Here is a 12,005-nt window from a genome sequence, read left to right on the forward strand (position 1 = left end):
AGATCTCGGCCATCAGGCTGGTCACGCGCTGCACGGATTCAACGATCTCGCGCATCGTGGCGCCGGCGTTTTCCACCTGCTCCGAACCCACGCCAACCTTCTGCGCGGAGTCTTCGATGAGCTGCTTGATTTCCTTGGCGGCGGCGGCGCTGCGCTGCGCGAGCGTGCGCACTTCGCTGGCGACGACCGCAAAACCCTTGCCCTGCTCGCCGGCACGCGCGGCCTCGACCGCGGCGTTGAGCGCCAGGATGTTGGTCTGGAACGCGATGCCGTCGATCACGCCCACGATGTCGGCGATGCGCGACGAGCTGCCCGAAATTGCGTGCATGGTTTCCACCACGCTGGACACGGCCTCGCCGCCGCGCTGTGCAACCGCCTGCGAGGCGGCAACCATGCGATTGGCTTCGCGTGCGGTGTCGGCGTTCTGCTTCACGGTGGTGGCAAGCTCTTCCATGCTGGCCGCGGTTTCCTCGAGCGACGCCGCCTGCTCTTCGGTGCGGCTGGACAGGTCGGTGTTGCCGGACGAAATCTCGCGCGCGCCGACGTTGATCTCGTCAACGCCGCGGCGCACGGCCGACACGGTACGCACCAGGCTGTCCTGCATGGCCTTGAGGGCGCCGATCAGCGCGCCGATTTCGTTCTTGCCGCGGTCCGCCACACGGCGGGTCAGGTCGCCCTCGGCGATGCGGCGGAAGACTTCGCCCGCTTCCAGCAGCGGACGCACGATCATGCGGCGGATCAACACGTGCGCGCCCACGGCCATCAGAAGGCCCAGCGCCAGAATGCCGGCCAGCAGCGAGCTGAACAGCGTGTGGAACATGGAGATTTCGTCCATGACCGTCTGCCCGGCGCTCTCGGCACGCAGCACGAAGGCGTCGCGCTCGCTCACGAGGCGTTCCTGCACAGCCTGCGTGCCCTGCTTGAAGTAGGCGTCCATGTCGCCGGCTTCGAGGACACGACCCACGTTCTGCAGGTTGGTGCTGAGCTTGGTGTAGGCGTCGATGATGGCGGCGGATTCCGCCTTTTCCTCGGCGGACAGGCTGCCGGAGAACCCCTGGAAGGCACGATCGGCCGACACGATGCGCTGGCGCGCAGCCTGGAGCGAACTCTTGTCGTCGGTATTGCCCTGCGCGACGCGCGTGGCGTAGCGGCTCAGGTCCGTGCGGGCCGCCACTAGCGACAGCGACGCCGAGTTGACTGCGTTGACCTGCTGCGCCGACAGGCGATAAAGCTGCTCGACATCGTGGTTGGTCTGCCGCAGGGCAACGAAGCCCATGCCGCCAATCACCAACTGGAAGGTGAAAAATATCGCGATGATTCCCAACAGCACCGTCGCGATGCGTGTATTCCTGAACATTGGCCATTCTCCAAAAGGGTGGCGGCAGACGAGCGTCGACCCCGAATTGCTGCCCGCGCACGATCCGGGCGCGGTCAGGGAGAATTATTCAGTGAAGCCAATATATTTCAAGCGGTAACACGCCCGGATTTGCGGCGGTTATTCGCTTGATTGAATTGAAGGCGATGTGATAAGGGTTTACCCGAATCACCCAGCGCGGCGCCTGGCACCGCGCGTGTTCATGACTGGTTGACGACCAGACGCACCAGGATGCGGCGCCCGGGTTCCTGACGCTCGAGCACCAGCAGTTGCGGGCCCTTGGCGTCGTAGCGAGAGAGCTTGGCGCGCCAGCCGCCCTGCTCGAATGCCACGGGGCGGCCCAGCTCGTCGCGGGTCACGTCGGTGGCCTCGGGGTCTGCCGGCAGCTTGCCGCGGAGCCAGTCGCGCAATCCGGACACGGGCATGCTGCTGCCCAGCGCGTCTTCGGCGAGCGCATCCGGGTTGTCGGCGACCAGCCGGGTGCCGTCGGCCTTGGTCAGGCTGGCGGCGCCGGGAGTGCCTTCCACCCGCGCTTCGGTCGAGCCCAGCGGGTTGGTCAGGTCCAGCACATAGCGGCGGCCATCGTCGGACCAGGAAAAACCGCCCTGGACCGCGTTCTGCTTGCCGCTTTCTTCGTTGACGGTGATGGCAAAGCGCCCGATGCGTGAAAACGCATCGGCGCTGGCGCCTTCGATCGGCTTGGGCAGGGACGTGCATGCCGCCAGCGTGAAGGCCAACAGCGCCATTGCCATCCAGCGCAGGCTGGCCGTGGCGCCGCGCAATCCTGCAAATGCTGCCGTCACAGATTGACCCCCAGACGCTTCACGACGTCCTGAACCGTCTTGTTCTTGGGATCCTTCTGCAGGGCCGCGCGCAGCAGGTCCGTGGCCTGATCGCGCTTGCCTTGCGCCCAGAGTACTTCGGCCAGATGCGCGGCGATGTCGGCTTCGGGACGCACGCTGTAGGCGCGGCGCAGATAATGCGCGGCGGCGGTGGTATCGCCCATGCGGAATTTGACCCAGCCCATGCTGTCCAGGATGAACGGATCGTTGGGCGATAACTCGAGCGCCTGCGTGATCAGGTCCAGGGCCTCGGGCAGGCGCTGATTGTGGTCCGCCAGCGTGTAACCCAGCGCGTTGTACGCATGGGCGTGGTCGGGATCCAGCGCGATGACCTGACGCAGCATGCGCTCCAGGTCGGCCAGGCGGTTCTGGCGTTCGTACAGCATCGCCAGTTCGTATTTGATTTCGACCGTGTCCGGCAGCGCCTGATCCGCGGCTTCCAGGGCAGTGACTGCCTGACCGATGCGGTCGGCGTCGCGCAGGATCTGCGCCTTCGTCAGTGCGCCCAGAGCGCGTTCTTCTTCGTCCTGCGGGCCGGCCGAGTCGATCATGGCCAGCGCATCGTCCACACGGCCGCTCTTGGCGCGCAGTGCGGCCTGGCGCATGCGCACGGAATAGCGCAGCGTGGGGTCGTCGATGCGGCCGAGTTCGGCGATGGCTTCGTCGTAATGGCCCTGGTCTTCGGCGATGCGCGCCAGCAGCACGTGGGCATCGGCGGCGGCCGCGCCGGCATCGGTGGCGCCCGGGACCGTGGCCCGCTGGCGCTGGTTCTGGACATCCAGATACTGCTGCAGGAAGGTCTTGGCCTGCGGAAGCTGCCCGGACTTGTAGGCCAGTTGCGCCTGCATGAAGAGCAGGTCGAAGTCTTCGGGCGACCGGCGCGACATGGCTTGCAGTTCGGCCAGCGCGGCGTCGTAGTCGCCGCTGTCGGCCAGTTGGCCGGCCAGCATCAGGCGCACCTTGCGGGCGCCCGGATTGCGGTTGATGAAGGTGCGGGCTTCGGTTTGCGCGCGCTTGGGATCGACCCTGGAACCGTACTCGAGCACGCGCTGGGCGGCGCCTTCGGATTTGGGATCGGCGGCCAGCGCGGCGCGGGATTCCTGTGCGGCGCGCTCGTAGTCGCCGGCGGCGGAGGCCACATCGGCCAACGCCAGATGCGCGGCGGGCAGCTTGCGGACGCTGTCGCTCAGGGACTCGTCCAGGATGCGCAGCGCAAGGCGGCGATCGTTCAGGCGGCTGAGCACGGCAAGCGCCTGGCCGATGGCGGCGGGCTTGTCGCGCGAGGAATCGATGCGTTTGCGCAGCGCCTGGGCCAGGCCCTTGGTCTGGCCATTGGCGGCCGCCAGCGCCAGCTCGGTGGAGCTGGCTTCGACGTCGTTGGGCGCCAGGCGGGCCCAGACGCGGGCGGCGTCCAGCGCGCCGGGCAGGTTGCCGCCGGCAAGCTGGAATTCAAGGCCGCGGCGGGCCAGGCGGGGATCGCCGGTGTCACGGGCCAGACCGACCATGGTGGTGGCGGCGGTGCCGTACATGCCCCGCTGGGCGGCGATTTCAGAAGCCAGTACGCGGTAGAAGATGTCGCCGGTCAGCGACACATAAGGCAGTTGGCCTGGGCGCAGGCGGATGACTTCGGTTTCAGGTTGGCGGCTTTGGGGGGCCATCCGGGGGCCCGTCGCATCACGCGTCCGGCCGTCGGCGGCCTGGGCCGGCGGGGCCATGATTGCTGCCAGCGCAAGCCCCAACGCGGCGATCCCGATATTCATTTGTTTAAAAGACGACTTCACGCGGCCCGTCCGGTTGATGGCACAATCTTCGTACACGCAATTGATGATCTTACACTGGCTCATGCCGGAACTGCCTGAAGTCGAAACCACGCGCCGAGGAATCGACGCCATCATCACCGGCCAGACGCTCTCGCGGCTGGTCGTTCACGAACCCCGCATGCGTTGGCCCATCCCGCCGGAGCTGCCGTCCCTGATCGGCGGACGCACGGTGCTGGAATGCGCGCGGCGCGGCAAGTACCTGCTCCTGCGCTTCGAACATGGCACCCAGATCGTGCATCTGGGCATGTCGGGCTCGCTGCGCAGCGTGGCGCCCGGGGAATTCCTGCGCAAGCACGATCATGTCGAATGGATCTTCGACGGCGCGGTCCTGCGCCTGCACGATCCGCGGCGCTTCGGCGCGGTGCTGTGGCACGACGCCGCCGAGGGGCCCATCGAGGCGCACCCGCTGCTGGCCAAGCTGGGCATCGAACCCTTCGATCCGCGGTTCGACGGGGCCTGGCTGCACCGGCATTTCCAGAACCATTCCGCCGCCATCAAGCAGGTGCTGCTGGCCGGCATGGCGGTGGTCGGCGTGGGCAATATCTATGCGTCCGAATGCCTGTTCCGCGCCCGGATCAATCCCAAGACACCCGCAAACAAGCTGTCGCTGGCCCGGTGCGAGCGGTTGGCCGACATGGTGCGCGCCACGCTGGCCGACGCGCTGACCTCCGGTGGCAGCACGTTGCGCGACTACGTGGGCGCCAGCGGCGAGCCGGGCGCCTATTTCGAGATCCATGCGGCGGTGTACGAGCGCGAAGGCCTGCCCTGCCGGGTCTGCGCCACCCCGATCCGCCGTTTCGTCCAGGGGCAGCGGGCCACCTACTACTGCCCGAAATGCCAGCGGAATTGAGGGATGCCCATGCGCCGCACCAGGGGAAATCACCGTTACAACTCGGGAATTCGTTTATAGCAAACGTATTGCACGAAAACTAACGCAGGGCTATATTTCCTTCCACATACCCTATTCCTATAAAAGTGGAAGGAGCCTCCATGAGCAAGCAATTCGCCTCGCACGCGGACCTGGACGACAAGGTCGTCTCGTTCGAAAAACTGTCCGACAACGCCTATGCCTACACGGCCGAAGGCGACCCCAACACGGGCGTGATCATCGGCGACGAGGCCGTCATGGTGATCGACACCCAGGCCACCCCCGTCATGGCGCAGGATGTGATCCGCCGCATCCGCGAAGTGACGGACAATCCCATCAAGTACATCCTGCTGTCGCACTACCACGCCGTGCGCGTGTTCGGCGCGTCGGCCTACAACGCCCAGGAAATCCTGGCCAGCCGCGACACCTACGACCTGATCGCCGAACGCGGCGAGCAGGACAAGGCCAGCGAGATCGGCCGTTTCCCCCGCCTGTTCCGCAACGCCGAATCGATTCCGCCGGGCCTAGTCTGGCCGACGATGACGTTCAAGGGCGAAATGACGGTCAACCTGGGCAACCTTGAAGTCAAGCTGCTGCAGGTCGGCCGCGGCCACACCAAGGGCGACACCATCGCCTGGCTGCCCGAGCAGAAGATCCTGTTCGCGGGCGACCTGGTCGAATACCAGTCCACCCCCTACTGCGGCGACGCCTACTTCCGCGACTGGCCCACCACGCTGGACGCGCTGTCGGGCTTTGAAGCCGAAAAGATGGTGCCCGGGCGCGGCCCGGCGCTCAAGAACGCCACCGAAGTGCGCCAGGGCCTGGCCGGCACGCGCGCCTTCCTGACGGACCTGTACGGCGCCGTGAATCGCGGCGTGGCCGAAGGCAAGGACCTGAAGACGATCTACCGCGAGGTCTACGACTTCATGAAGCCGCGCTACAGCGACTGGGTCATCTTCGACCACTGCATGCCGTTCGACGTGTCGCGCGCCTTTGACGAGGCCTCGGGCCACACGCACCCGCGCATCTGGACCGACAAGCGCGACCTGGAAATGTGGGCGCAGCTGGAAGGCTGACCTTCCACAGACCCGACAAGCAGGAACCGGACACGCGCGCCCCTTGCGGCGCAGCGTGTCCGCATAAATAAAAAAATGACCCACACAGGAGACAACCGTGGGAGACATCGACTTTCAGGCGATGGAGTTCGCCTATGAAAAGCACGCGGACCAGACGGCGGCCGACCCGGCGCGCCATCAGGTCGTGGTGGTGGGCGCCGGCCCCGTCGGCCTGACCACGGCGCTGGACCTGGCGCGCCAGGGCGTGCGCGTGGTGGTGCTGGACGACGACTACCGCTTGTCCACAGGCTCGCGCGCCATCTGCTTTTCCAAGCGTACGCTTGAGATCTGGGACCGCCTGGGCGTAGGCCAGCGCATGATCGACAAGGGCGTGTCGTGGAACGTGGGCAAGATCTTCTTCCGCGAACAGGAAGTCTGGCGTTTCGACCTGCTGCCCGAACCCGGCCACCGCCGCCCGGCCTTCATCAATCTGCAGCAGTACTACGCCGAAGGCTATCTGTACGAGCAGGCCCGCCAGCAGCCCAACATCGAACTGCGCTGGAAGAACAAGGTAGCCGGGGTCATGCAGGGCGATGACGGCGTCACGCTGACCGTCGAAACGCCCGAAGGCCCGTACACGCTGCACGCCGATTGGCTGATCGCCTGCGACGGCGCGCGGTCGCCGGTGCGCAAGCTGATCGGCCAGGAAAGCCACGGCCGCATCTTCCGCGACCGCTTCCTGATCGCCGACGTCAAGATGACTGCGGATTTTCCCTCCGAACGCTGGTTCTGGTTCGATCCGCCCTTTCATCCGAATCAATCCGTGCTGCTGCACCGGCAGCCCGACAACGTCTGGCGCATCGATTTCCAGCTCGGCTGGAACGCCGACCCCGTCGAAGCCGTCAAGCCTGAAAACGTGCTGCCGCGCATCCGGGCGCTGCTGGGTCCGGACGCGCAGTTCGAACTGGAATGGGTCAGCGTGTACACGTTTGCGTGCGAGCGCATGGATAAATTCCGCCACGGCCGCATCGTGTTCGCGGGCGACTCGGCGCACCGCGTGTCGCCGTTTGGCGCGCGCGGCGCCAACAGCGGCGTGCAGGATGCCGAGAACCTGGCGTGGAAGCTCAAGCTCGTCGTGGCCGGCATGGCGCCCGAAACCCTGATCGACAGCTACAGCGCCGAGCGCGAATTCGCGGCCGACGAGAACATCCTGAACTCGTCGCGCGCCACCGATTTCATCACCCCCAAGAGCGACATCAGCCGCAGCTTCCGCAACGCGGTGCTCAATCTGGCGAAGGACCACCCGTTTGCACGATCGCTCGTGAACAGCGGCCGGCTCTCGCTGCCGGCCACGTACGCCGGATCTCCGCTGAACACGCCGGACGCCGACGCCTTCACCGGTCGCATGATGCCTGGCGCGGTGGCGCTGGACGCGCCGGTGCAGATTCAAGGCGAAGCGGGCTGGTGGCTGTCGCAACTGGATGGCGAGTTTGTGCTGGCGGTGTTCTGCGGCGGCGCGCTGCCGGGCCGCGACACGCTGATGGCATTGCAGGCCCTGCGCATGGCGCCGATGCCGGTCAAGGCCGTGCTGGTGGCCGATACGCAGTGCGACCTGTTCGCCCTGCCCGCGGACGTGGCCGTGGTGCGCGACAGCGAGGGCTGCCTGGCCAAGCGCTACGACGCGCAGGACGGCACCGCGTACCTGATCCGCCCCGACCAGCACATCGCCGCGCGCTGGCGCGTCTTCAATCCCGATTCCGTTGCCGCCGCCGTCCACCGCGCGACGGGCCGCGCGTGATCTCAGAGGTTGTCACCATGCTTATCACCGAAACCAACCTGAGCGCGCCGGACGACTTCTACGAAGCGCTGATCGACGCCCACCGCGACCTGACGAACGAGCAGAGCCAGGAGCTGAATGCGGCGCTGATCCTGCTGCTGGCGAACCACCTGGGCGACCTGCCCCTGCTGAAGGAAGCGTTGCAGCATGCGCGCGCGTCCGTGACGCAGGCGGCGTGACACGCCGTACAGCGAAGCGGGTCCGCGTCGGCGTCAAGTCGCCGCGCGGACCCTCATGAACCCACCGCGAACGTGTTGACGATCAACGCGCGCAGCCACTGATTGCCACCGTCGCGGTCCACCCTGCGCTGCCAGTACATGTTGGTCTGCAGCGCAGGCACTTTCAGTGGCGGTGTCATGAAGCGCAGGCCGAACGGCGCGGCGGCGCTGGCAGCCAGCTTCTCCGGCACGGTGGCCAGCAGATCCGTCGCGCTGACGATGTAGGGCACGGCCGAGAAATGCGGCACGCTGAAGTGCTCGGCCAGGTCCACGCCCGCCCGTTCCATCGACTGATTGACCTGCCCATACGGCGCCGCGCGCGACACGATCAAATGACGCTCCGCGCGGAACGCCTTGATTCCCATGCCCGCATGCGCGGTGGGATGCGCCTGGCGGAAGAGCGTGGCGTAGCCCTGTCGAAACAGCATCCGCTGCAAGGTGCCGGCCCCCATCTCATCGAACGCGCCGATCGCCAGGTCCACCCTGCCCGACTCCATCTCGCGCGGCAGATCCGGCCCCAGCACCCGCACCGAATCGATGCGAACCTGCGGCGCCTTCTGCACGCAGACTTCCATGAGGCGCGGCATGAAGTGGATTTCGCCGACGTCCGTCATGGCGACGCGAAACCGCCGGCTGCTGGTCGCGGCATCGAACACGTCCTGGTCCAGCAACGCCTGCGACAGCAAACCTAGCGCTTCGCTGACGGGGCCGGCCAGGCGCTGGGCGCGCGGCGTCGGCAGCATGCCCTGGGCGGTTCGCACGAAGAGTTCATCGCCGAACGCCACGCGCAGGCGCCGCAGCGCATTGCTGACTGCGGGTTGCGACAGGTCCATGCGCCGCGCCACTGCTGACAGGTTGCGGTCTTCCAGCAGGTGTTGAAACAGCAGCAACAGGTTCAGATCGACATCGCGCAGTTCGGCCATCGGCGCCCCCTACTATTCACGAAATTTATAGTCGCTATTTTTGCATTCCCGTAGCCGCAACAGGGATTTTTTCCGACAATGGCACATCGGCTCGGGCGGCGCCCGTCCCGCCACCACATCAAGCTGCGCGGCCAAGCACCGCGCCCGCCACCCAGGAGGATTCCATGGAACTGCAATATCAGTCCGGCTTCGGCAACGAATGTGCGACCGAGGCCCTGCCCGGCGCCCTGCCCGCCGGCCGCAATTCGCCGCAGCAATGCCCCTACGGCCTGTACGCCGAACAGCTGTCCGGCACCGCCTTCACGGCGCCGCGCGCGGAAAACCGCCGTTCGTGGCTGTACCGCATCCGTCCGGGCGCGCAGCACAAACCCTTTGAAGCGTTCGGCGGCGCCGCCGGCTGGCTGAGCACCTTCGGCCACGGTCCGGTCACGCCGAACCAGCTGCGCTGGAGCCCGATGCCGATTCCCGACGCGCCCACCGACTTCCTGGAAGGCGTGAAGACGTGGGGCGGCAATGGCGGCCCCGACGAACAGGGCGGCGTGGGCATCCATCTGTATGCCGCCAACCGCTCGATGCAGGGCCGCTATTTCTACAACGCCGACGGCGAACTGCTGCTGGTGCCGCAAGAGGGCCGGCTGCGCCTGGCGACCGAGCTGGGCCTCATCGACCTGGAACCGCTGGAAATCGCCGTCATTCCGCGCGGCGTCCGATTCCGCGTGGAGCTGCTGGACGGCACGGCACGCGGCTACATGCTCGAGAACTTCGGCGCCGCACTGCGCCTGCCGGAACTGGGTCCCATCGGCTCGAACTGTCTGGCCAACGCACGCGACTTCAAGACGCCGGTGGCCTGGTACGAAGACGTGGACGGCGACTTCGAACTGATCGCAAAGTTCACGGGCGGCTTCTGGCGTGCCGCGATCGACCATTCGCCGCTGAACGTCGTGGCCTGGCATGGCACGCACGCCCCCTACAAGTACGACCTGCGCCACTTCAACACCATCGGTTCGATCAGCTTCGATCACCCCGATCCCTCGATCTTCACGGTGCTGACGGCGCCGTCGGACACCCCGGGCACGGCCAACATGGACTTCGCGATCTTCCCGCCGCGCGTCCTGGCCATGGAAAACACGTTCCGTCCGCCCTGGTTCCACCGCAACATCGCCAGCGAATTCATGGGCCTGATCCAGGGCGTGTATGACGCCAAGGCCGACGGGTTCGCGCCCGGCGGCGCCAGCCTGCACAACTGCATGAGCGGCCACGGCCCCGACGCCGAGACCTTCGAGAAGGCGTCGCACGCGGACACCAGCAAGGCGCATTACATCCGCGACACGATGGCGTTCATGTTCGAGACCCGCCGCGTGATCCGCCCGACGGAGCAGGCGCTGGCGTCGGTAGAATTGCAGGGCGATTACTACCGGTGCTGGCAGGGCATCGCAAAGCACTTTGATCCCAAGAAGGCGTGACGCGACCGCGTCAGCCTTCGTTGCCGGCGGCGATGCGCGAATAGCGCATCGCCGTTTGGCGTTTGATTCATCCGGCGCATGCAGGGCCAAGCGCCGGGCCGGCCCCCATAAACACACTGACAGAGACACGCAGCCATGACCACCGCGATCAACGAAACCCACGACCCGTCCTTGAAGAGCTGGGTCGCCAGCGCCAATTCGGACACGTCGGATTTCCCCGTGCAGAACCTTCCCTACGGCGCATTCCGCCGCAAGGGCACGCAGGAATCCTTCCGGCCCGGCGTGGCCATCGGCGACCAGATCCTGGACCTGGCCGCGCTGGCCGCCAAGCAGCCGTTCGAAGGCCTGGCCGCGGATGCCTTGGCCGCCTGCGCCACTGATAGCCTGAATGCGCTGATGGCCCTGGGCCAAACGCACTGGAGCGCGCTGCGCCTGGCCCTGTCGCGCGCGCTGCGCGAAGGCGCCGCCCTGCGCGCCACGGTGGAACCGCTGCTGGTCGCGCAGGCCGACGCCGAATACACCACGCCCGCCCGCATCGGCGACTACACCGACTTCTATATCTCGGTGCACCACGCCACCGCCGTGGGCAAGCAGTTCCGCCCGGACAACCCCCTGCTGCCCAACTACAAGTGGGTGCCGATCGGCTATCACGGCCGGGCCTCCAGCATCGGCGTGGACCAGAAGTTTCCGCGCCCCGTCGGCCAGACGCGCCCCGCCAACGAAGGCGAAGCGCCGCAATTCGGCCCCTGCGCACGTCTGGACTATGAGCTGGAACTGGGCATTTTCGTGGGCACGGGCAACGCCCAGGGCGAGCGCATCACGCTGGCCGACGCGGACTCGCACGTGTTCGGCCTGTGCATCCTGAACGACTGGTCGGCGCGCGACATCCAGGCCTGGGAATACCAGCCGCTCGGTCCCTTCCTGTCCAAGAACTTCGCGTCCACGATCTCGCCGTGGATCGTCACGATGGAAGCGCTGGAGCCGTTCCGCACGCAATGGACCCGTGGCGCGGGCGAGCCGCAGCCGATGCCTTACCTGGCCTCCGACGCCAACCGGGCCAAGGGCGCCTACGACGTGCAGATGCAGGTGCTGATGACCACCGAGCAATCGCGCGCCGACAGCAAGCCGCCGGTAAAGCTGTCCAGCAGCAATTTCCGCGACGCGTACTGGAATGTGGCGCAGCTCATCACGCATCACACCGTCAATGGCTGCAATCTGCAACCGGGCGACATGCTGGGCACCGGCACGCTGTCCGGCCCGCAGCCGTCGGAAGCGGGTTCGCTGCTGGAGCTGAGCAATGGCGGCAAGGCGGCGATTGAACTGCCGTGGGGCGAGAAGCGCACCTTCCTGCAGGATGGCGACCAGATCATCATCCGCGCCGAATGCGTGAAGGCGGGCTATCCGCGTATTGGATTCGGGGAATGCTCGGGCGTGGTGCTGCCCGCGCGCGTCTGAGCCTGAGGCGGCATAGACGGAAGCCACGCAGCGGCACGCCTGCTGCGTGGCTTTCTTTTACTTGACGGGCGGGTCTGCGGGGGCGGGCGATCCCGCGGCGGGCGATCCCGCGGCGGGCGATCCCGCGGCGGGCGTCCCCGCGGCGGGCG

The 12,005-nt window shown here is 66.7% G+C and carries 10 protein-coding genes; 6 read left to right on the plus strand and 4 right to left on the minus strand.

Annotation, left to right across the window (positions count from 1 at the left end; translation table 11 throughout):
• From RT697_RS25210 to RT697_RS25220, 3 genes are all read right to left on the minus strand, one after another.
• On the minus strand, positions 1–1,357 hold a 1,357-nt coding region (locus tag RT697_RS25210; RefSeq protein WP_313702398.1), incomplete at its 3' end, for a methyl-accepting chemotaxis protein.
• Between the two features lie 218 nt (positions 1,358–1,575).
• Positions 1,576–2,127 carry a lipoprotein insertase outer membrane protein LolB gene (lolB, locus tag RT697_RS25215; protein ID WP_313702406.1) on the minus strand — a complete coding sequence of 184 codons (552 nt, stop codon included), beginning with the start codon at positions 2,125–2,127 and terminating at the stop codon, positions 1,576–1,578.
• A gap of 47 nt (positions 2,128–2,174) precedes the next feature.
• The gene (locus RT697_RS25220) at positions 2,175–4,061 is read right to left on the minus strand and encodes a tetratricopeptide repeat protein (RefSeq protein ID WP_313702399.1); all 1,887 of its coding nucleotides are present in this window, start codon (positions 4,059–4,061) and stop codon (positions 2,175–2,177) included.
• Between RT697_RS25220 and mutM the strand changes: the two genes are divergently transcribed.
• From mutM to RT697_RS25240, 4 genes are all read left to right on the plus strand, one after another.
• Positions 4,060–4,887 (plus strand): bifunctional DNA-formamidopyrimidine glycosylase/DNA-(apurinic or apyrimidinic site) lyase, encoded by an 828-nt coding sequence (mutM, locus tag RT697_RS25225; RefSeq protein ID WP_313702400.1) that lies wholly within the window; start codon positions 4,060–4,062, stop codon positions 4,885–4,887. The genes RT697_RS25220 and mutM overlap by 2 nt on opposite strands.
• Before the next feature lie 140 nt (positions 4,888–5,027).
• Positions 5,028–5,981 (plus strand): MBL fold metallo-hydrolase, encoded by a 954-nt coding sequence (locus RT697_RS25230; RefSeq protein WP_313702401.1) that lies wholly within the window; start codon positions 5,028–5,030, stop codon positions 5,979–5,981.
• A 97-nt stretch (positions 5,982–6,078) separates the two neighbouring features.
• On the plus strand, positions 6,079–7,758 hold the full coding sequence (locus RT697_RS25235; RefSeq protein WP_313702402.1) for an FAD-dependent oxidoreductase: 1,680 nt from the start codon (positions 6,079–6,081) through the stop codon (positions 7,756–7,758).
• Between the two features lie 17 nt (positions 7,759–7,775).
• Positions 7,776–7,976 (plus strand): DUF2783 domain-containing protein, encoded by a 201-nt coding sequence (locus RT697_RS25240; protein ID WP_312427606.1) that lies wholly within the window; start codon positions 7,776–7,778, stop codon positions 7,974–7,976.
• Between the two features lie 53 nt (positions 7,977–8,029).
• Here the strand turns inward: RT697_RS25240 and RT697_RS25245 are convergent, their stop codons facing one another.
• Positions 8,030–8,938 (minus strand): LysR family transcriptional regulator, encoded by a 909-nt coding sequence (locus RT697_RS25245; protein ID WP_313702403.1) that lies wholly within the window; start codon positions 8,936–8,938, stop codon positions 8,030–8,032.
• 164 nt (positions 8,939–9,102) lie between these two features.
• On the opposite strand from RT697_RS25245, the gene hmgA reads away from it, so the two are divergent.
• Together hmgA and fahA are read left to right on the plus strand one after the other, a co-directional pair.
• Positions 9,103–10,401, plus strand: coding sequence for a homogentisate 1,2-dioxygenase (gene hmgA, locus RT697_RS25250; RefSeq protein ID WP_313702404.1), 1,299 nt, complete (start codon positions 9,103–9,105; stop codon positions 10,399–10,401).
• A 135-nt stretch (positions 10,402–10,536) separates the two neighbouring features.
• Positions 10,537–11,856: a fumarylacetoacetase gene (gene fahA / locus RT697_RS25255; RefSeq protein WP_313702405.1), complete on the plus strand. Its 1,320-nt coding sequence runs from the start codon at positions 10,537–10,539 to the stop codon at positions 11,854–11,856.
• Positions 11,857–12,005 lie beyond the last annotated feature (149 nt).

Origin of the sequence: Achromobacter sp. (assembly GCF_032113835.1) — a bacterium.
Lineage (GTDB): Bacteria > Pseudomonadota > Gammaproteobacteria > Burkholderiales > Burkholderiaceae_B > Achromobacter.